At 74.7% G+C, this 23,789-nt stretch carries 2 protein-coding genes; both read right to left on the reverse strand.

From position 1 onward, the window contains the following. Positions 1–47: 47 nt before the first annotated feature. Positions 48–9,233 (reverse strand): SDR family NAD(P)-dependent oxidoreductase, encoded by a 9,186-nt coding sequence (locus AB0K25_RS16195; RefSeq protein ID WP_363820840.1) that lies wholly within the window; start codon positions 9,231–9,233, stop codon positions 48–50. Positions 9,234–9,266: 33 nt separating this feature from the next. Next, positions 9,267–23,243, reverse strand: coding sequence for an SDR family NAD(P)-dependent oxidoreductase (locus AB0K25_RS16200; protein ID WP_363820843.1), 13,977 nt, complete (start codon positions 23,241–23,243; stop codon positions 9,267–9,269). Positions 23,244–23,789: the final 546 nt, after the last annotated feature.

Here is a 23,789-nt window from a genome sequence, read left to right on the forward strand (position 1 = left end):
CTTCCGCCCTTGGTCGTCAGATGGGGTCGGTCGGTGTGCCCGTCGGGTCATTCCAGGGAGATGCCGAGTTCGCGGTCGACGAAGGCGTAGACCTCCTCCGCCGAGGCGTCGGCGAGTTCCGCGTCGACGTTCTCCCCCGCTGCGGCGGGCTCGTCGAGCAGGGCGAGGATGTCCTTGAGCCGGGCCCGCGCCGCCGCCCGTGCCGTCGCGGCGAGATCCGCGGCGAGCACCTCGGCGTGCAACCGGTCCAGCCCGCCGAGCACCGCCGGGCCGGTGTCCCCGGCCCCGTCGGCGAACCGTTCCGCCAGGTAGGCGGCCAGTTCGGCCGGGGTGGGGTGGTCGAAGACGAGGGTGGCGGGCAGCCGCAGCCCGGTCGCCGTGCCGAGCCGGTTGCGCAGGTCCACGGCGGTCAGCGAGTCGTAGCCGAGGTCCCGGAACTGCCGGCCCGGGTCGACGTCACCGGCGGTGAGCCCGACGACGGCCGCCACCTGGCCGCGTACCAGGTCCAGCAGGACGGGGTCCCGGTCCTGCGGCGGGAGGGCGGCGAGGTCGACGGTCGGGGTGACGGGCACGCCGGTGGACCGGGCGGCGGGGACGAGGCCGCGCAGCACGGCGGGCAGCGCGTCGCCCTGCCCCCGCAACGCCGCCGGGTCGAGGCGCAGCGGAAACACCCAGGCCCGGGGCTGGGCCAAGGCGACGTCCAGCAGGTCGAGGCCGTCGGTGACGGGGATGGCGGCCACACCGGAGCGGGCCATCCGGCGGAAGTCGGCCTCGGTGAGGTGCCCGGTGATGCCGCCGACGCCCTCCCACAGCCCCCAGGACAGGGTGGTCGCGGTCAGCCCCCGGGCGCGACGGTGGTGGACCATCGCGTCGAGGAACGCGTTCGCGGCGGCGTAGTTGCCCTGCCCGGGCGCGCCGAAGACCGACGCGGCGGAGGAGAACAGCACGAACGCCGACAGGTTCCGCCCGGCGGTCAGCTCGTGCAGGTGCCACGCCGCGTCGACCTTGGGCCGTAGCACGGCGTCGACCCGGTCCGGGGTGAGCGAGCCGAGCACGCCGTCGTCGGAGACTCCGGCCAGGTGCACCACGGCGGTCAGCGGGTGCTCGTCGGGGATGCCGGCGAGCAGCGCGGCGACGGCGTCCCGGTCGGCGGTGTCGCAGCCGACGACGGTGGCCTCCGCGCCGAGTTCGGCCAGTTCGGCGACGAGTTTCCCGACGCCGTCGGTGTCGGGTCCCCGGCGGCTGGTCAGCAGCAGCCGGGTCACGCCGTACCGGCGGACCAGGTGCCGGGCCAGGGCCGCGCCGATGCCGCCGGTACCGCCGGTGAGCAGCACGGTGCCGGACGGGTCGAGTGTGGTGCCCGGCCCGTCGACGGTCTCCAACCGGACCAGGCGGGGCACCAGCACCCGCTCGCCGCGTACCACGGCCTGGGGTTCGGCGGCGGCGACCACGGCGGGCAGCAACCGGCGGGCGGCGGCGGACCCGTCGAGGTCGACCAGCACGACCCGGCCCGGGTTCTCGGTGGCGGCGGTACGCAGCAGGCCGAGCGCCGCGGCCAGCGGCAGGTCGTGGGGTTCACCGCCGGCGGTCGGCACGGCGTTCGTGGTCAGCACGACGAGGGTACGGTCGTCGTCGGCGGCCAGCCATTCCTGGACCAGACGCAGTGCCCCGGTGGTGGCCGCGTGCGTGCGGGCGACGGTGTCGGTGCCGTCCGGGCCGGTCAGGGTCACCAGCCGGACCGGGCCGTCGGGGCGCTGCCAGGACGGCGGGTCGTCCCCGGCCACGCCGACGGCGACCTCGGTCCAGTCGAGCCGGTACAGCGACTCGTGGTGGGTGGGACGCAGCGCTCCGGCGGACACCGGCCGCCAGTCCAACCGTTCGGCGACGGCCACCGGTTCGCCCGTACCGTCGGCGAGGGTCACCGCCACCGCGGACTCGCCGACCGGGACGAACCGGGCGCGCAGCGCGGTGCCGCCGGGACGGACCACCCGCACCCCGCTCCACGCGAACGGCAGGCTCGGTTCGGCGGCGGTGAGGGAGTCGAGCATGACCGCGTGCAGGGTCGCGTCCAGCAGGGCGGGGTGCAGGGCGTACCCGGCGGCGTCGGGGCGGGCCGGTTCGGGGAGGGCGATCTCGGCGTACACCTCGGTGCCCCGTCGCCAGGCCCGGCGCAGCCCTTGGAAGGTGGGGCCGTACCGGTAGCCGGCGGCGGCGAGCGCCGGGTACGCGGCCGACACGTCGATCTCGGTGGCGTCGCGCGGCGGCCACTGGCGCAGCGCCTCCACCGGGCCGCCGTCGGGGGTGAGCGTGCCGGTGGCGTGGGTGGTCCACCCGGTGCCGCCGGCCGGCCGGGACCGGACGGTGACCGCCCGGCGGCCGTCGTCGGTGGGTGGGGCGACGGTGACCCGCAGGTCGACGGCCCTGCCCGCCGGCAGCACCAGCGGCGCGGCCAGGGTGACGTCGTCGACGCCGGCGCAGTCGACGCGACGGGCGGCGGTGACCGCCAGATCGACGAACGCCGTGCCGGGCAGCAGCACCGTGTCGAGCACGGCGTGGTCGGCGAGCCACGGGTGGGTGGTGGTGGAGATCCGGCCGGCGAGGGTCAGCCCGTCGTCGTCGACGTGTTCGACGAGCGCGCCGACCAGGCCGTGGTCGGTGCCGGTGAGGCCGGCGGCGTCGACGCCGCCGGTGGGGCGGGCGGTGAGCCAGTACCGTTCCCGGGCGAACGGGTAGGTGGGCAGGTCGACCACGCGGGCACCGCTGCCCCGGTAGCAGGCCGCCCAGTCCACCCGGTGCCCCCGGGCGAACACCTCGCCGACGGCGGCGACCAGGGTGGCCGCCTCGTCCCGGTCCCGGCGCATCGTCGCGGTGACCGTGGCGTCCCCGGTCAGCAGGTCGACGGTCAGCGGGGTGAGGGCGGCGTCCGGGCCGACCTCCAGCAGGGTGTCGACGCCGGTGTCGCGCAGCGCGGCGAGCGCGTCGGCGAACCGCACCGGTCGGGACACGTGGGCCACCCAGTGGTCGGGGTCGGTCAGGTCGGCGGGTCGCCCGGTCACCGTGGACACCACCGGAATCCGGGGCGGGTGGAAGGCGAGCCCGCCCACCACGGCGCGGAAGTCGTCGAGCATCGGCGCCATCAGCGGCGAGTGGAACGCGTGGCTGACCGTCAGCCGCCGGCCCGGCACACCGAGGGCGTCGGTCACCGCGGCCACGCCGGACGCGGTGCCGGAGAGCACCAGGGAACGGGGGCCGTTGACGGCGGCGATGCCCACCTCGGCGGTGAGCAGCGGCACCACGTCGGCCTCGGCGGCCCGGACGGCGGCCATCACACCGCCGGACGGCAGCGCGCCCATCAGCCGGCCCCGCGCGGTGACCAGGGTGGCCGCGTCGGCCAGCGACAGCACGCCCGCGACGTGCGCGGCGGCGATCTCCCCGATGGAGTGCCCGGCCAGCACGTCCGGTCGCAGCGACCAGGATTCCAGCAGCCGGAACAGGGCGACCTCGACGGCGAAGATCGCGGGTTGGGTGACGGTGGTGTCGTCGAGGCCGTCGCCGGTGTCGACGAGGTCGACCAACGAGCGGTCCAGGTGCCCGTCGCAGGCGGCGCAGACCTCGGCGAACGCGGCGGCGAAGACGGGGAAGGCGGCCCGTAGTCCCCGGCCCATGCCGACCCGCTGCGCGCCCTGCCCGGTGAACAGGAACCCCAGGTCGCCGGGGCCGGGCGTGACCAGCGGAAGGTCCCCGTCGGCCAGCGCCCGCAGGCCGACGGTGTCGGTGACCACCGCCCGCCGGTGCAGCGGCTGGCGGGTGGCTGCCAGGGAGAACCCAAGGTCGGCCGGGTCGACCCGGTCGGCGACGGTGAGCAGGTCGGCGGCGACGGCGCGCAGGCCGCGTTCGTCCCGCCCGGTCACCACCCACGGGGTGACCGGCGGCGGGGTCGGGGGTGCCGGGTCGACGGTCGGCGGGGCGGCCTCGACGATCACGTGGGCGTTGGTGCCGCTGGCCCCGAAGGAGGAGATCGCCGCCCGGCGCGGCTCCGGACCGGCCGGCCAGGGGCGCTGCTCGCGGAGCAGCTCCACCGCGCCGCGCCGCCAGTCGACGAACGGGGTGGGTTCGTCGGCGTGCAGCGTGCGGGGCAGTACGCCGTCACGCAGGGCGTGGACGAGTTTGATGATCCCGGCCACCCCGGCGGCGGCCTGGGTGTGGCCGATGTTCGACTTCAGCGAACCCAGCCACAGGGGCCGGTCGGCCGGTCGCCCCTGACCGTAGGTGGCCAGCAGCGCTTCGGCCTCGATCGGGTCGCCGAGCCGGGTGCCGGTGCCGTGCGCCTCCACCAGGTCGACGTCGGTGGCGGCGACACCGGCCGTCCGCAGCGCCTCGGAGATCACGGCCTGCTGGGAGCGGCCGTTCGGCGCGGTGAGGCCGTTCGACGCCCCGTCCTGGTTGACCGCGGACCCCCGGACCACGGCGAGGATCCGGTGGCCGTGGCGGTGCGCGTCGGAGAGTCGCTCGACGAGCAGCATGCCCGCGCCCTCCGCCCAGCCGGTGCCGTCGGCGTCCGCGCCGAACGCCTTGCACCGCCCGTCCGGGGCCAGGCCCCGCTGCCTGCTGAACTCGACGAACGTGCCCGGGGTCGACATCACGGTGACCCCGCCGACCAGCGCCATCGTGCACTCCCCGGCGCGCAGCGCGTGCCCGGCCAGGTGCAGCGCCACCAGCGACGACGAGCAGGCGGTGTCGACGGTCAGCGCCGGGCCGACCAGCCCGAACAGGTAGGCGATCCGGCCGGCGACGACACTCGCCGCGTTGCCTGTCATCAGGTAGCCGTCGACGCCCTCCGGGACGCGGGTCATCGTGGTGGCGTAGTCGTTGCCGTTGCCCCCGGCGAACACCCCGACCCTGGTCCCGCGCAGCGACTCCGGGGTGATCCGGGCGTGTTCGACGGCCTCCCACGCCGTCTCCAGCAGCAGCCGCTGCTGCGGGTCCATGCCCAGCGCCTCCCGGCGGGAGATGCCGAAGAACCCCGGGTCGAACTCGGCCACCCCGGTCAGGAACCCGCCCTGGTCGGTGTAGCTGGTGCCGGGATGGTCAGGGTCCGGGTGGACCAGGTTGGCGAGGTCCCAGCCCCGGTCGGTGGGGAACGACGAGATGGCGTCGACACCGTCGAGCACGAGCCGCCAGAGCTGTTCGGGGGTGCGCACCCCGCCGGGCATCCGGCAGGCCATCCCGATGATCGCCAACGGCTCGTCGGGGGCTGCGACGGTGGTGGGGGCGTCGGCGGGGCGGGTTCCGGCGGCGGCGAGGTGCCCGGCCAGGGAACGGGCGGTGGGGTGGTCGAACACGACGGTGGTGTGCAGGTCCGTCCCGGTGACGGCGGCGAGGCGGTTGCGGATGGTGACCGCCGTCATCGAGTCGATGCCCAGCTCCCCCAGCGGCCGGTCGGCGGTGACCCGGTCGGTGTCCGGGTGCCCCAGGGCGACGGCGATCTCCCGGCGTACCAGGGGCAGCAGGTCGGCCGGGTCGACCTGCCCGGCGGTGGGCTCGGGCGGCGGGCCGACGTACCCGCCGAGCACGCCGCGTACGCCCGGGGGGAGGTCGGCGACGGCGAGGGTGGCCGGGGTGAGGGCGGCGACCACCACGGCGGGTAGCCGACCGCCGACCGCGCGCCGCAGCGCGGCGACGGCGGCGTCGGCCGGTGCGGCGTCCACCCCCGTCACCGGACGGTCGGCCGGGTCGGCCCAGGCCACGACGCTCGCGGTACGGCCCTGCGCGGCCAGCTTACGGGCGGTGTGGACGGCGACCGCGTGCCGCTGTCCCGCCGCCGGCAGGTCGGGCGCGCCGAGGACGCCCGCGAGCGGGGTGAGCAGCACGACGGTGTCCGGCCCGCCGGTGAGGTCGAGGGCGTCGGCGTCGATGCCCGGGTCGGCGTGCACCAGGGCGGTCACCTCCGGTCCGGCCAGTGCGGCGGGCAGGTCGTCCGGGTGCACCCGGCGGACCGTCGCCCGCTCGGCGGTGAGCAGGTCGGTGAGCAGGTCGACACCGGGGCCGTCGCCGGTGACCAGCACCGTGCCGTGTGGCGTCCACTCGGGCCCGCTGACGGGCACCGGGGTGAGTCGACGGGCGCGGGCCCCGCCGGGACGCAGTTCGAGGTGTTCGGTGACCGGGCCGGTGGCGGCGAGGGCGGCCACCAGCAGGGCACCGGTGCGCGGGTCCGGGCCGGCGGGCAGGTCGAGGGTGCCCCGCCAGGTGTCCGGCCACGCCCAGCCCAGGGCCCGGCCCCGGCCGATGGTCGCGGCGTCCCCGGTGATCTGCCACACCGGGCCGGTGCCGGCGGCGAGCACCGGGACCGGGTCGGCGGTGAGGGCGAGGATGCCGGTGACCGGGGTGCTGCCAGGGCCGTCGGCGACCTCGACCCGGGCACCGTGCCCGGTGAGCAGCTCGGCGAACGGACGCGCGTCGATAGTGCCGTCGGTGACGATGCGCCAGTCGCCGTCGAGGGTCGGGGCCGCCGGCAGGTCGATGCTGTGCCAGGTTTCCTGGATCAGGTACGGCTCGTCGCCGCGGCGTACGGCGTCGAGCCAGTACCGCTGGCGTTGGAACGGGTACGTCGGCAGGTCGACGACCCTCCCGCCGCCGTAGTACGCCCGCCAGTCGACCTCGTGCCCCCGCACCCACACCTGCGCCAACCCGGTCACCGCCGACGTCGCCTCGTCGAGGGTCGGGCGGAGCATCGGGATGCCGTCGGCCAGCAGGGACGACAAACCACCGTCCGCGCTCAACTCCCACCACGACCGGGGACCGGCAGCCTCGATCGCGTCGTGGAACCGCACCGGCTCACGCACCTGCCGCACCCAGTAATCCGGGTCCGCCAGATCCCCGACCTGCCCGGTCACCGTAGACACCACCGGAATCTGTGCCGGATGGAACGACAACCCCTCCACCACCGTGCGGAACTCGTCGAGCATCGGCTCCATCAACGGCGAATGAAACGCATGACTCACCGACAACCGCCGCTGTCGCACCCCCAACGCGGTCGCCACCGCCTCCGCCGCTCGCAGCGTCTCCCGCTCCGGACCGGCGATCACCACCGCCGACCGCCCATTCACCGCCGCGATGACCACATCACCCGACAGGAACGGCTCCACCGCCTCCACCGAAGCCCGCAGCGACACCATCGCTCCCCCGGCGGGTAGCGCGGCCATCAGACGGGCCCGCGCCGACACCAACGTCACCGCATCCTCAAGGGACAGCACCCCCGAGACGTGTGCGGCGGCGATCTCCCCGATCGAGTGGCCGACCAGGACCGCCGGGCGGACACCCCACGACTCGACCAGCCGGAACAACGCCACCTCCACCGCAAACAGCGCCCGCTGCGCAACACCCGTCCCCTCCAGACCAACCCCGGACGAGATCGCCTCCCGCACATCCGCACCCAACAGGTCACACACCTCGTCGAACACCGACGCGAACACCGGGAACGCCCGGTACAGACCCGAACCCATCCCCACCCGCTGACCACCCTGCCCCCCGAACACCAGGCCCAGACCGGCGGCTGGGACCGTCACCGGACCATCGCCTGCGGCCAGTTCCCGGATCTCCGGGATCAGCGACGCCGAATCCGCGACAGTCTCACCGTCGAGCAGCACCGCCCGCTCGGCGAACACCGACCGCGTCGACGCCAACGACCACCCCACATCCACCCCCGACACCCCAGCCACCGCCGACGGCAACCGCTCGACCAACTCCCGCACTCCGGCAACCGACCGCGCCGACACCGGCCACGGCGTCACCCCCACCGGCACCGACGAACCCGGCACCACCGCGTCCGGCTCCGGATCGTCCGGCTCCACCGGCGGCGGCTCCTCCACGATCACGTGCGCGTTGGTCCCACTGATCCCGAACGACGACACCCCCGCCCGCCGACGACCCCCCTCAGCCACCACCCACTCCCGCGACCCCCGCAGCACCTCCACCGCACCCGACGACCAGTCCACCAACCCCGACGGCTCACCCACGTGCAACGACCCCGGCATCACCCCGTGCCGCATCGCCAACACCATCTTGATCACCCCGGCGACACCCGCCGCGTGCTGCGTGTGGCCGATGTTCGACTTCACCGACCCCAACCACAACGGCTCCGACCGACCCTGCCCGTACGTCGCCAACAGGGCTTCCGCCTCGATCGGATCACCCAACCGGGTACCGGTGCCGTGACCCTCCACCACCTGCACGTCGGACACCGACACACCCGCCACCGCCAACGCCCGACGAATCACCCGCTCCTGCGACGGACCACTCGGCGCCGTCAAACCATTCGACGCACCATCCGAATTCACCGCACTACCCCGCACCACCGCCAACACCCGGTGACCCTGCCGACGCGCATCCGACAGGCGCTCGACCAGGAGCATGCCGGCGCCCTCGCCCCAGCCGACACCGTCGGCGTCGGCCGAGAACGCCTTGCACCGGCCGTCCGGGGCGATCCCCCGCTGCCGGCTGAACTCGACGAACGTGCCCGGGGTGGACATGACCATCACCCCACCGGCGAGGGCGAGGTCGCTCTCCCCGGTGAGCAGCGAGCGGACCGCCAGATGCAGGGCGACCAGCGACGACGAGCAGGCGGTGTCGATGGTGACCGCCGGGCCGGTGAGCCCGAGCTGGTAGGCGACGCGTCCGGAGGCGACGCTCGCGGTGTTACCGGTGAGCAGGTGACCCTGCACCTCGGGCGGGGCCTCGTGCAGGCGGGGGCCGTAGTCCTGGTCGGTGGCCCCGACGAACACGCCGGTCGGGGTGCCACGCAGCGTCGACGGGTCGATGCCGGCCCGTTCCACCGCCTCCCAGGACAGTTCGAGCAGCAGCCGCTGCTGCGGGTCCATGCCGAGCGCCTCACGGGGTGAGATGCCGAAGAACTCGGCGTCGAAGTCCCCCGCGTCGTGCAGGAAACCACCGGTGCGGGTGTACGTGGTGCCGGGGTGGTCCGGGTCGGGGTGGTAGAGCCGGTCGACGTCCCAGCCCCGGTCGGTGGGCAGCGGGGACGTCACGTCCACCCCGTCGGCGACCACCCGCCACAGGTCCTCCGGGCTGCGTACGCCGCCGGGGAACCGGCAGGCCATGCCCACGATGGCGATCGGCTCGGTGGCGCGTTCCTCCCATTCGCGCAGCCGGCCGCGCGCCTCGCGGGCGTCGGCGATGGCCCGTCGGAGGTACTCGCGCAGTTTGTCCTCGTCCGCCACGTCAGTCCACTCCCAGTCAGGCAGGGTCGGGTGTCAGTTCTGTTCGTCGACGAGCGCGAACAGTTCGTCGTCGGTCGCGGTGTCCAGATCCACGTCGGGAACGGCCGCCGGGGTCGGACCACACATCGCCAGCAGGTCCCGCAGCCGGTCGGCGACGGCACCGGTGGGTCGGTCGGTGAGTTGACGCATCGCCTGTTCCAGCCGGTCCAGTTCGGCCAGGACGCCGGTGGGACTGCCGTCCGGTCGGGGCGGGGCGTCCAGGGTCAACTGGCCGCGCAGGTGGGTGACCAGTTCGGTCAGGGTGGGATGGTCGAAGACCACCCCGGCGGCCAGGCGCAGCCCGGTGGCGGTGCCGAGCCGGTTGCGCAGTTCGAGGGCGGTGAGCGAGTCGAAGCCGAGGTCGCGGAAGGCCCGGTCGGGGTCGACGACGCCGTCGCCGCCGTGGCCGAGCACCGCGGTCACCTGGGCGCGGACCAGGTCGGTCAGGGCGGTCGTCCGGTCCGCCTCGGTGAGCGGGGCGAGCCGGTCGGCGAGGGTGCCGGCCGTCGCCTGGCCGGTGGCGGTCTGCCGGCGGGAGGTCCGGGTGACCAGGCCGCGGAGCAGGGCGGGCAGCGCGTCACCCTGGGCGCGCAGCGCGGGCAGGCCGAGTTTGGTAGGCGCGACCACGGGCAGGCCGGCGGCCAGACTGTCGTCGAGCAGGCTCATCCCCTCCCCTGCCTCCAGGGGGCGCAGCCCTTCGCGGGCCATCCGGGCCAGGTCCGTCTCCGACAGGTGCCCGGTCATGCCGCTGGCCTGCGCCCACAGTCCCCAGGCCAGGGAGACGGCGGGCAGCCCGGCGGCGCGGCGCAGCGCGGCGAGGCCGTCGAGGAAACCGTTGGCGGCGGCGTAGTTGGCTTGTCCCGGGGTGCCCAGCAGCCCGGCGAACGAGGAGAACAGCACGAACGCGGACAGGTCCCGGTGTGCGGTCAGCTCGTGCAGGTGCCAGGCGGCGTCCACCTTGGCCGCCAGGACGGTGTCGAACTGGGCGGTGGTCAGGGCGGTGAACAGCCCGTCGTCGAGGACCCCGGCGGTGTGGAACACGGCGGTCAGCGGGTGCGCGGCGGGGATGTCGGCGAGCAGCGCGGCGAGGGCGTCGCGGTCGGCGACGTCGCAGGCGACCACCCGGGCCCGCGCGCCGAGGTCGGCCAGGTCGGCGACCAGGTCGGCCGCGCCGGGGGCGTCCGGTCCGCGCCGGCTGACCAGCAGCAGTTCGCGTACGCCGTGGGTGGCGGCCAGGTGCCGGGCGGTGAGCCCGCCGAGGGTGCCGGTGGCCCCGGTCACCAGGACGGTGCCCGCCGGGTCCAGCGGCCTCGGCACGGTGAGTACGACCTTGCCGATGGTGCGGGCCTGTTGCAGGGCCCGGAACGCCTCCCGGGCGCGGCGCACGTCCCAGGTGGTGACGGGCAGTGGGGCGAGCACCCCGGCGGCGAAGAGGTCCAGCACCTCGGCGAGGATCGTCCGCAGCCGCTCCGGTTCGGCCCCTTCGGCGTCGGGTGCGGTGACCGCCAGGGCCGTGAGGTCGTACGGCCGGTAGTCGACGGTGGGGTACGCGGCGTGCACCTCGGCGCGGTCCCGGATGTCGGTCTTGCCCATCTCCAGGAAGCGTCCCCCGTCGGCGAGCAGGCCGAGTGAGGCGTCGACGAAGTCGTCGGCAAGCGAGTTGAGCACCACGTCCATCCCTCGTCCGCCGGTGGTGGCGCGGAACGCCGTCGCGAAGTCGAGGGTGCGCGAGTTGGCGATGTGGTCGTCGTCGAGGCCGAGCGCGCGCAGCGTGTCCCACTTGCCGGGGCTGGCGGTGCCGAACACCTCGGCCCCGAGGTGGCGGGCGAGCTGCACGGCGGCGATGCCGACCCCACCGGCGGCGGCGTGGACGAGCACCCGGTCACCGGGGCGGACGCGGCCGAGGTCCACCAGGCCGTAGTAGGCGGTCAGGAACACCACCGGCACGGTGGCCGCGCGGGCGTACGGCCAGTCGTCGGGCATCCGGGCCAGCAGCCGCCGGTCGGCGACGGCGACCGGGGCGAACGCGCCGTCGAAGTAGCCGAACACGCGGTCGCCGGGGGTGAGGTCGGTGACGGCGGACCCGACGGCGAGGACCTCGCCCGCGCCCTCGGCGCCCATCAGCGCGTGCTGCTGCGGGACCAGCCCGAGGGCGATGAGCACGTCGCGGAAGTTCAGGCCACCGGCCCGCACGGCGAGCCGGACCTCGGTGGGGCCGAGTGGCTGCCACACCTGCGGGCAGGGTTCGAAGGCCAGGCTGTCCAGGGTGCCGGGGCGGGTGACGACCATCCGGTGCGCCTCGTCGGTGGGCAGTGGCACCAGGTCGGGCCAGGCGGCGGCGAGCCGGGGCACGGACGCCGTCGCGGCCCGGACCGCCACCTGCGGTTCCCCGCTGGCCAGTACCGGGCCGAGCAGGTCGTCGAGCACCGCGGTGGCGTCGACGTCGAGCAGGACGACCTGGTCGGGGTTCTCGGTCTGGGCGGTGCGCAGCAGACCCCAGACGGCGGCGGCCGGCAGGTCGGTGCCGGTGGGGCCGGCGCCGGTGGTGACCACGACCAGGCGCGCGTCGTCCGGGTGGTCGGCGGCGAGCCAGGTCCGGACGTCGTCGCGGACCCGGCTCAGGGTGGCCCGGATGTCGGCGGGGACGTCCCCGGTGGTGGCCGGGCGGACCACGAGCACCTCGGTGCCGGCCGGGACGGGTGCGGCGGCGGGCAGGTCGAGGGGTGTCCACTCCACCCGGTACAGGGGGTCGCGGGACGGTGCGGGGGCGGCGGCCGGCCGCAGCACGACCGTGTCGAGGACGGCGACGACGGTGCCGCCGGGGTCGGCGGCGACGACCCGCGCGGTGCCGTCCGCCGGGTTGCCCGTCGACAGGTGTACGCGCAGCGCGGTCGCCCCGGTGGCGGTCACCCGCACGCCCGACAGGCTGAACGGCAGACCCGCCGGCCGGTCGCCGACCACCCCCGGCAGCATCGGGTGCAGCGCCGCGTCGAGCAGTGCCGGGTGGACGAGGAACCGGTCGTCGTCGGCGGTGGGGAGCGCCACCTCGGCGTAGACGTCACCGTCGGGTCCGGTCCACGCGGCGCGCAGGCCACGGAACGACGGCCCGTAGTCGTAGCCGTGCGCGGCGAGCCGGTCGTACACGCCGTCCAGGTCGACCGGTTGCGTGCCGGCCGGCGGCCACACCAGCGGGAACGGTGGGGTGTCCGGGGTGGCGGGCGCGACGCTGCCGGTGGCGTGCAGGGTCCACGGGTCGTCCTCGGCGGCCCGGCCGTGCACGGTGACCTGCCGGACGCCGTCGGCCTCCGGCGTGCCGACCCGGACCTGCACCCGCACCGGCGTCCGGTCGGGCACCGCGAGCGGGGCCACCAGGGTCAGTTCGCGCACCTCACCGCAGCCGACCTCGTCACCGGCGCGTAGCGCCAGCTCCACCAGGGCGGTGCCGGGCACCAGGACCGTGCCGGAGAAGACGTGGTCGGCCAGCCAGGGCTGGGTGCGGTGGGACACGCTGCCGGTGAGCAGGACCGTGCCGTCGGGCAGGGCGGTCACCGCGCCGAGCAGCGGGTGCGCGGCCGGGTCGAGGCCGGCTCCGGAGACCTCGCCGCGGGGTTGCCGGGTCAGCCAGTACCTGTCGCGTTGGAACGGGTAGGTGGGCAGGTCCACGCTCCGGGCCCCGGGGAACAGCGCGGTGAGGTCCACCGGCACCCCCCAGGTGTAGGCGGTCGCGGCGGCGGTGAGGAACTGGTCGAGGCCGCCCCGGTCGCGGCGCAGCGAGCCGGCGACGCGGGCGTCCGGTGCCGTCTCGGTGAGCCCGACGGCGAGCACGGGGTGCGGGCTGATCTCGACGAAGACGCCGTGCCCGTGGCCGGTCAGTTCGGTGACGGCGTCGTGGAACAGCACGGTGTGCCGCAGGTTGCGGTACCAGTAGTCGGCGTCCATCGGTTCGGTCAGCGGACGGCCGGTGACGGTGGAGTACAGCGGCACCCGGGGCGGCTGCGGTGTCACGTCGGCGAGGAGCGCGGTGAGCGACCCGGCGAGGGGTTCGATGTGCGCGGAGTGGGAGGCGTAGTCCACGTTGACCATGCGGGAGCGGACGTCCTCGGCGGCGAAGCGGGCGTGCAGGTCGGCGAGCGCGTCGGCGTCGCCGGAGACCACGGTGGAGCGTGGCCCGTTGAGCGCGGCGATGGACAGCCGTCCACCATGGCCGGCGAGCCGGTCGGCGACGTCCTCGGCCGGCAGGGCGACGGAGAGCATCCCCCCGCCGCCGGCGATGTCGCGCAGGGCCCGGCTGCGCAGCGCCACCACCCTTGCCCCGTCGTCGAGGGTGAGCGCCCCGGCGACGACGGCGGCGGCGATCTCGCCCTGCGAGTGTCCGACGACGGCGTCGGGTTCCACCCCCAGCGAGCGCCACAGCGCGGCCAACGACACCATCACCGCCCACAGCGCGGGCTGCACCACGTCGACCCGGTCGAGGGCCAGGTCCGGGTCGGTGACGTCGACGTCGAGGTACGGGGCCAGGGCGGTGGCGCAGGCCCGCATCGACGCGGCGAAGACCGGTGACTGTGCCATCAGCGGCGCGGCCATCCCCGTCCACTGGCCGCCCTGGCCGGGGAAGACGAACACGACGCCACCGTGGTCGCCGGCGGTGCCGACCACCAGGGCGGATTCGGCGTCACCGCCCGGTCCGGGCTGCGGGTCGTGGCCGGCGAGGGCGCGCAGGGCGATGGCGTGGTCGGCCAGCACGACCGCACGTTCGGGCAGGTCGGCGCGGGTGGCCGCGAGTGACCAGCCCAGGTCGGCGCTCGGGGCGTTGCCGTCGAGGAGGTCGGCGAGCTGGTCGGCGCGGGCCCGCAGCCCGGCGGCGGTGACGGCGGAGAGCACCAGCGGCACGATGGCCGGTGCGGTGCCGGGGTCGGGCGCGGTGGGCGTCGGCTCCGGTGGGGCGGCCTCGATGACGACGTGCGCGTTGGTGCCGCTGATCCCGAACGAGGAGACGGCGGCGCGGCGTACCCGGCCGGTGTCGGGCCAGTCCCGGGGTTCGGTGAGCAGCCGCACCGCGCCCGCGGACCAGTCCACGAACGGCGACGGCGCGCAGACGTGCAGGGTCGCCGGCAGTGTGCCGTGACGCATCGCCTCGATCATCTTGATGATGCCGCCGACGCCGGCGGCGGCCTGGGTGTGCCCGACGTTGGATTTCAGGGACCCGAGGTAGAGCGGTTCGACCCGGTCGTGGCCGTAGGTGGCCAGGACGGCCTCCGCCTCGATCGGATCGCCGAGGCGGGTGCCGGTGCCGTGCGCCTCCACCGCGTCGACGTCGCCGGGGGTCAGTCCGGCGTCGGCGAGCGCCGCTCGGATCACCGCCCGCTGGGAGCCGCCGTTGGGGGCGGTCAGCCCGTTGGACGCGCCGTCGGAGTTGACGGCGGTCCCGCGCAGCACGGCCAGCACCGGGTGCCCGTACCGGCGGGCGTCGGAGAGCCGTTCCAGCAGCAGCACGCCCACGCCCTCGCCCCAGCCGGTGCCGTCGGCGTCCGCCGAGAAGGACTTGCACCGCCCGTCCGGCGACAGGCCCCGCTGCCTGCTGAACTCGACGAACGTGCCGGGCGTCGACATGACGGTGACCCCACCGGCGAGGGCCAGCGAGCACTCACCGGCGCGCAGCGCCCGGACGGCCAGGTGGGTGGCGACCAGCGACGACGAGCACGCCGTGTCGACGGTGACGGCGGGACCGGTGAGCCCGAGCACGTACGCCAGCCGGCCGCTGAGCACGCTGCCGGTGTTGCCGGTGAGCAGGATGCCCTCCAGATCGCCGGGCATCGCGTCGACCGGCGGCGCGTAGTCGTGGTACATCTGCCCGGCGAACACACCGGTGGTGCTGCCGCGCAGCGAGTACGGGTCGATGCGGGCGCGTTCCACCGCCTCCCACGCCGTCTCCAGCAGCAGCCGCTGCTGGGGGTCCATCGCCAGCGCCTCGCGGGGCGAGATGCCGAAGAACGCCGGGTCGAACTCGTCCGCCCGGTGCAGGAAGCCACCCTCCCGGACGTAGCTGTGCCCGGGGCGGCCCGGGTCGGGGTCGTAGAGGTCCTCCGGCCAGTCACGGTTGACCGGGAACTCGGAGATCGCGTCCCGCCCCTCGGCCACCAGCCGCCACAGGTCCTGCGGGGAGTCGACCCCGCCGGGGTAGCGGCAGGCCATGCCGATGACGGCGATCGGGTCGTGGGCGTCGGTGACGGTGCCGGTCGCCGGGCCGTCCGGGTCGGTCTCGCCGGTCAGCTCCCGCAGATGGTCGGCGAGCGCCGTGACCGTGGGATGGTCGAACACCACCGTCGCCGACAACGCCAGCCCGGTGACCGAGACGAGCCGGTTGCGCAGCTCGACGGAGGTGAGCGAGTCGACACCGAGGTCGGTGAGCGCGGCCCGCGCCCCGACCTTCGTCCGGTCGGTGTGACCGAGGACGGCCGCCACCTCGGCACGGACCACCTCCACCAGGTCCCGGTGCGACGGGCCGTCGGTGACCGGCCGGGGGTGGGCGGCCCGGGGGCGGACCAGGCCGCGCCACACGGCGGGCAGGGTGGCCGGGTCGTTCGTCGTGGCCAGCGCGGCGGTGTCCAGCAGCATCGGGACCAGTAGCGGGCCGGGCAACCCGAGGGCCCGGTCGAACAGGGCCAGGCCGTCGTCGTGCCGCAGCGGGGCCACCCCGTTACGGGCCATCCGGGCCAGGTCGGCCGTGCCGAGCGTTTCGGCCATGCCACCCTCGGCGGCCCACAGCCCCCAGGCCAGCGAGGTGGCGGGCAGGCCGGCGGCGTGCCGGTGGGCGGCGAGCGCGTCGAGGAAGGCGTTGCCGGCGGCGTAACTGGCCTGGCCGGCCGCGCCGATCTGCTGGGAGATCGACGAGTACAGCACGAACGCGACCAGGTCGAGGTCGGCGGTGAGCCGGTGCAGGTGCCACGCCGCGTCCACCTTGGGCCGCAGCACGGCGTGCAACGCCTGCGGGGTGAGGGTGGCGACGAGACCGTCGTCGAGCACACCGGCCGCGTGCACCACGGCGGTGAGCGGCAGGTCGGCGGGAATCAGGGAGAACGCGGCGGCCAACTGCTCCGGGTCGGCCGCGTCGCCGGCGGCCACGGTCACCACCGCGCCGTACGCCCGCAGTTCGTCGGCGAGTTCGTCGGCGCCGGGGGCGTCCGCACCCCGGCGGCTGAGCAGCAGCAGCCCCCGTACGCCCAGGTCGCGTACCAGGTGGCGGGCGAGTCCGGTGCCGAGCGCGCCACTGGCGCCGGTGATCAGGACGGTGCCGTCGCCGAGGTCGACCGGGGCGCTCGGGGTGTGGTCATCGCGGCGCAGCCGGGGGACGGTCAGCGCGCCACCGGCGAGGCGTACCTCCGGTTCGTCGAGGGCGGCCACCCGCGCCAGGTCCGCCGCGTCGACCTCGGTGTCGTGGTGCAGGAGGACGAACCGGCCCGGGTGTTCGGTGCGGGCGCAGCGGACGAGCCCGGCGGCGACGGCCAGGGCCGGTGCGTCGTCGGCGACGGTGAAGACCACGGTGGGTCCGTCGTCGGTGGCGAGCGCGGCGTGGATCTCGTCGAGGACGTCCTCGGCGACGGCGTGTGCGGCGGCGGCCTGGTCCGTGCCCCGGGCGGCCAGCGCCACGGCGGTGACCGGGCGGGACGTGCCGGTGGGGGCGGCTGCCGGCACCCAGCCCCGGGTCAGCACCTCACCGCGCCGTACCGCGCCCACCGGCCGCCAGACCAGGGAGGCGACCTCGGCGACCAGCGTGCCGTCGTCGGCCACGGCCGTCATCGACAGCGTCTGCGGCCCCGTCCAGGTGTACGCCACCCGGAGCCGGCGGACGCCGGTGGCGTGCACCTGGACACCGGACCAGGCGAACGGCAACGCGGCCGGGCGGGCGTCGTCGGCCACGCCGGGCAGCGCCGGGTGCAGCGCGCCGTCGAGCAGGGCGGGATGCAGCAGGTACGGCTCCACCGGCTCGCCCGCGTCGAGGGCCACCTCGGCGAACAGAGCGTCGGGGGTGCGCCATAGGCGGCGGAGTCCCTGGAACGCCGGGCCGTAGTGGTAGCCGTGTGCGGCGACGGACTCGTAGACCCCGGTCAGGTCCAGTTCCTGCGTGTCGGCCGGCAGCCGGGGGACGGCCGACGCCGGCCGGTCGGGTGTCAGGGTGCCGACGGCGTGCCGGGTCCAGTCGGTCGAGTCGGCCGCGCGGGCGTACACGGTGACGGTGCGGTGGCCGTCGTCCGTCGGCGGCCCGACGGTCACCTGGAGGGTGACGGCGGTGGGGCCGACCGGGAGGGGGGTGAGCAGCGTGAGGTCCTGGACGCGGGGGCAGCCGCATTCGACGCCGGCACGCAGCGCGGCCTCGAGGAACGCGGTGCCCGGCAGCAGCGTCCGCCCGTCGACGACGTGGTCGGCGAGCCAGCGGTGGCTGCGGGTGGAGACGCGGCCGGTCAGCAGCACTCCCGCGTCGTCGGCGAGGTCGACCGAGGTGGACAGCAGACCGTGCCGGGTGCCGGTGGTCCCGACCGCCGGCTGGTTGTCGAGCCAGTACCGCTGCCGTTGGAACGGGTACGTCGGCAGGTCGACGGTCTTGCCGCCGCCGTAGTACCCCCGCCAGTCGACCTCGTGCCCCCGCACCCACACCTGCGCCAACCCGCTCACCGCCGACCTGGCCTCGTCCACGCCCGGCCGCAGCATCGGGACACCGTCGGCCAACAGAGACGACAAACCACCATCCGCGCTCAACTCCCACCACGAGCGAGGACCAGCCGCCTCGATCGCGTCATGAAACCGCACCGGCTCACGCACCTGCCGCACCCAGTAGTCCGGCTCCCCCAGACCACCGACCTGACCCGTCACCGTCGACACCACCGGGATCTGTGCAGGGTGGAACGACAGACCCTCGACCACCGTGCGGAACTCGTCGAGCATCGGCTCCATCAACGGCGAATGGAACGCGTGGCTGACTGACAGCCGCCGCTGCCGCACACCCAACACAGCCGCCACCGCATCCGCCGCTCGCAACGTCTGCTGCTCCGGGCCGGCGATCACCACCGCCGACGGACCATTCACCGCCGCGATGACCACGTCGTCGGACAGAAACGGTTGCACCGCATCAGCGGAGGCCCGCAAGGACACCATCACCCCACCCGCCGGCAACGCCGCCATCAAACGAGCCCGCGCCGACACCAACGTCACCGCATCCGGCAACGACAACACCCCCGACACATGCGCCGCCGCGATCTCCCCGATCGAATGACCCACCAGAACCGCCGGACGCACACCCCACGACTCGACCAGCCGGAACAGCGCCACCTCCACCGCGAACAACGCCCGCTGCGCCACACCCGTGTCGTCCAAACCCACCCCGGAGGTCACCGCCTCCCGCACCTCCCCACCCAACAGGTCGCACACCTCATCGAAAACCGACGCGAACACCGGAAACGCCCGATACAGACCCGAGCCCATCCCCACCCGCTGACCACCCTGACCCCCGAACACCACACCCAACCCACCCGACGCCAACGCCCGGACCCCCGGAGCCAGCGACGCCCCGTCCGCGATCACCACACCGTCGAGCAGCACCGCCCGCTCGTCGAACACCGACCGCGTCGACGCCAACGACCACCCCACATCCACCGCCGACGAACCACCGACCACCCCCGCCCCGTCACCCGAACCCACAGCCAACCCGCCGAGCCGCCCGACCAACTCCCACACCCCGGCGACCGACCGCGCCGACACCGGCCACGGCGTCACCCTCGACGGCGCGGCCACCACCTCGGCGGACGACCCCACGCCGCCGACCGGCGTACCCACCCCCGGGGTGTGTCCCGACGACACGGGCGAACCGCCGCCGGCCGGCATCTCCGGCTCGTCCGGCGCTTCCTCCACGATCACGTGTGCGTTCGTGCCACTGATCCCGAACGACGACACCCCCGCCCGCCGACGACCCCCCTCAGCCACCACCCACTCCCGCGACCCCCGCACCACCTCCACCGCACCCGACGACCAATCCACCAACCCCGACGGCTCACCCACATGCAACGACCCCGGCACCATCGCGTGCCGCATCGCCAACACCACCTTCATCACCCCAGCAACACCCGCCGCATGCTGCGTATGACCAAGGTTCGACTTCACCGACCCCAACCACAACGGCACCGACCGACCCCGCCCATACGTCGCCAACAACGCCTCCGCCTCGATCGGATCACCCAACCGCGTACCCGTCCCATGACCCTCCACCACCTGCACGTCAGACACCGACACACCCGCCACCGCCAACGCCCGACGAATCACCCGCTCCTGCGACGGACCACTCGGCGCCGTCAGGCCGTTCGACGCACCATCCGAATTCACCGCACTACCCCGCACCACCGCCAACACCCGGTGACCCTGCCGACGGGCGTCCGACAGGCGCTCCAGCACCAGCATCCCGGCGCCCTCGGCCCATCCCGTGCCGTCCGCGTCGGCCGAGAACGCCTTGCACCGGCCGTCCGGCGACAGCCCGCCCTGCCGGCTGAACTCGACGAACATGCCCGGCGTGGACATCACGGTGACGCCCCCGGCCAACGCCAGCGAACACTCGCCGTTGCGCAGCGCCGATGCCGCCAGGTCTACGGCGACCAGCGACGACGAGCAGGCCGTGTCGACCGTCAGTGCCGGCCCGGTGAGCCCGAGGGTGTACGCGATGCGGCCGGAGGCGACGCTGGGGCTGATGCCGGTGAGCAGGTAGCCCTCGGCGTCGGGGTGGGCCTCGTGCATCCGGGGGCCGTAGTCGCCCCCGGTCGCGCCGGCGAAGACGCCGACCCGGCTGTTCCGCAGGGAGGTGGGGGCGATTCCCGCGCGTTCCAGCGCCTCCCAGGAGACCTCCAGCAGCAGCCGTTGCTGTGGATCCATGCCCAGCGCCTCACGGGGTGAGATGCCGAAGAACGCGGCGTCGAAGCCGGCGGCGTCGGCGAGGAACCCGCCCGAGCCGGTGCCGAGCCGGCCGGAGTCGCGCAGCGCCGTCAGGTCCCAACCCCGGTCGTCGGGGAACTCTCCAATGACGTCGGTGCCGCCGACGAGCAGTGTCCACAGGTCTTCCGGTGACGCCACCCCGCCCGGGAAGCGGCAGGCCATCCCGACGATGGCGACGGGTTCGTCCACGACGGTCGCGGTGTCGTCGTCGGCTTCGTCGTCGGGGGCCGGGTCGCTGTCGGCCAGCAGCACGGTGAGCCGTTCGGCGAGCGCGGCGGGGGTGGGATGGTCGAACAGCAGCCCGCTGGGGAGGACCAGACCGGTGGCGGCGGCGAGTTCGTCGCGTAGCTCGACCGCCAGCAGCGAGGTGAAGCCCAGGTCGTGGAACGTGGTGGTGGGCGCGATGACGGCGGGCGCGCGTCCGCCGAGCACCCGGCGGACGAGGACGTCGATCTCGGCGGTGAGGTCGCGGTCGGCGGCCGGCCGGTCGGTCCGGATGGGTTCCGGCCGGGCACCGACCCAGTGCCGGGTGCGTTGGAACGGGTAGGTGGGCAGGTCGACGACGCGGCCCGCCCCGCCGAGCAGGCTGCGCCAGTCCACCCGGTGACCACGGGTCCACACCGTCGCGGCGGCGGTGACGATGCTGGTGGCCTCGTCGTGGTCGACGCGCGAAGTGGGGACGCCGCCGTCGATCAGGGTGGACAGTGAGCCGTCCGGTCCGAGTTCCAGCCAGGTGCCGACGTGGTACGCGGTGCCGGCCCCGGTGACGGCGGCGTGGAAGAGCACCGGTTCGCGTACCTGGCGTACCCAGTGTTCGGGGTCGGTCAGGTCGGCGGGCGCACCGGTCACGGTGGAGACGACGGGCAGGGTGGCCGGCCGGAACGTCACCGTCGACAGGACCCGGCGGAACCGGTCGCGCATCGGGTCCATCAGGGGGGAGTGGAAGGCGTGGCTGACCCGCAGGTGCCGTACCCGGGCCCGGGTCGCCGCCGCGATCTCCCCGGTGACCGCGCGCAGCGGCCCGGCGGGTCCGGCGAGCACCGTCGCGTCGGGGCCGTTGACGGCCGCGACGACCACGCCGTCGCGCAGGAACGGGCGTACGACGGAGTCGGCGGCGCGGACGTTCGCCATGGCCCCACCGGCGGGCAGCGCCTGCATCAGTTCACCGCGTGCGGACACCAGGCGCACCGCGTCCGGCAGGTCGAGCACGCCGGCGACGTGCGCGGCGGCGATCTCGCCGATCGAATGGCCGACGAGCACATCGGGGTGGACGCCCCACGACTCCAGCAGCCGGAACAACGCCACCTCGACGGCGAACAGGGCGGGTTGGGTGGTGCCGGTGGCGTCGAGCCCGTCGCCGGTGCTGATCGCCGTGCGTAGGTCCACCCGGGCCAGCGCGCACACCTCGTCGAAGGCGGCGGCGAAGACCGGGTGGGCCGCGTGCAGGCGCAGTCCCATGCCGACCCGTTGGGCACCCTGACCGGCGAACACGAATCCCAGGGCGGTGTCGCCCGCCTGGCCGGTGAGCACCCGGTCGCCGACCACGACGGCCCGGTGGGTCAGCTCGGCCCGGGTGGTGGCCAGGGACCAGGCCACCGCCGCCGGGTCGGCGTCGCCCTCCCGCAGGCGCCTCACGGCGGCGTCCCGGGCCTGGTCGGACTTCGCGGACACCGGCCAGGCAACGACCGGCACGTCCGGCGTCACCGGGGCGGCCGGCGGCGCGTCGGTGGGGGCCTCGCCGAGGACCACGTGGCAGTTCGTCCCGCCCATGCCGAACGAGCTGACCCCCGCCACCAGGGGCCGGTCCGGGCGCGGCCAGGGCGTCGGGTCGGTGACCACCGTCAGGCCGAGCCGGGGCAGGTCGATGTCGGGGTTCGGGGTGGCGAAGTGCAGGCTCGGGGGGAGTTGGCGGTGCCGTACGGCCAGCGCGGTCTTGATCAGTCCGGCGATGCCGGCGGCACCCTCCAGGTGGCCGATGTTGGTCTTTACCGAGCCGACCGCCAGCGGCGCGGCCGGGTCGCCGAGCGCCCGGCCCAGCGCGGCGGCTTCGATCGGGTCGCCGACCCGGGTGCCCGTGCCGTGCAGTTCGACGTACTGGACGTCGGCGGCGGTGGTGCCCGCGCGGCGGTGGGCGGCCCGCAGCGTCGCCTCCTGGGCGGCCGGGTCGGGGGTGGTGGGGGTGCTGCCCGCACCGGCGGAGACCGCGCTGCCCCGGATCACGCAGTAGATCCGGTCGCCATCGGCGAGCGCCCGGTCGAGCGGTTTGAGCAGGACCGCTCCCCCGCCCTCGCCCCGGACGTAGCCGTTGGCGCGGGCGTCGAAGGTGTGGCAGCGACCGTCGGGTGACAACCCGCCCCAGTCGTCGGAGATGTGGCTGCTCTCCAGCAGCAGGGCCAGGCTCACCCCGGCGGCGAGCGCGGTCGTCGACTCGCCGCTGCGCAGGCTGGCGCAGGCCAGGTGGACGGCCACCAGCGAGGACGACTGGCCGGTGTCGACGGTGACGCTCGGCCCGTTGGCGCGCAGGAAGTACGACAGCCGGTTGGCGATCATGCTGCGGTGCAGGCCGGTCATCGCGTGGCCGGAGCGCAGCGCGGTGCGGTGGCGGTGTGCCACCTGGGCGTAGTCGTCCCAGGTGGTGCCGACGAACACGCCCAACGGGGTGCCGGCCACGGTGTCGGCGGGCACCCGGCCGTCTTCCAGTGCCTCCCAGCCGAGTTCGAGCAGGAGACGTTGCCTCGGGTCGAGCAGTGCGGCCTCGCGGGCGCCGATGTCGAAGAAGGGCGCGTCGAAGGTGTCGACCTCGGTCAGGAAGGCACCCCAGCGGGCGGCCCCGGTGGCGGCGGGCCAGCGGTCCCGGACGTCCCGCACGGTGCTGCGGCCCGCCACGAGCAATTCCCAGAATCGGGCAGGGTCCGGTGCTTCGGGAAAACGGCACGCGATGCCGGTGATCGCGATGTCCGCCGTGGAATCAGTCGACTCGTATCCGTGCAGGACAGCCACGTATTTCCCCCGGGTTCGACGCGGTGGGCCCAGTGACGCGAAGCGCGTGGGAATTGCAGGTGATCGAGAGAGGTGCTTCGATCCGCTCCGCCAACGACCCGTCCAGAGTCGATCAGTGATCGATTGCCTTCAACCCCTAGATTTCCCCTAGAATCGTCAACTCTCCGTTTAATCGATGTTTATCGGCAACGCATTCTGCTCCCTTTTCGGTCACCTCCCCGCGCTGGACCCGGCCGACCCAGCGCCGCCACCGCAGCGTGCGACGACGGGCGGCAACTGACCGGTCGCCACCTGACGAACCCGGCCGCGCCGGGCGGCGATGCCGATCCAAAAGGGCCGCCGTAGTGCACTTTCCGGCCGGCGCGACTCTGGGCGGCGGTGGGGCCGGCACCCGCCCGGCCACACCGGCGGGGCGGCCGCCGCCACATCGACCACGGGCACCGGAGCACCGATACGCATGCTGATCAGAACCGGACTCGTATTGTTTCGTCATCGGCTGGCCAGTGGCGTACGACACCACGACCCTGCGGCGCGCAATTACCACGC

The organism is Micromonospora sp. NPDC049257 (assembly GCF_040678915.1).
In the GTDB taxonomy this organism is placed as follows: Bacteria; Actinomycetota; Actinomycetes; order Mycobacteriales; family Micromonosporaceae; genus Micromonospora; species Micromonospora antibiotica.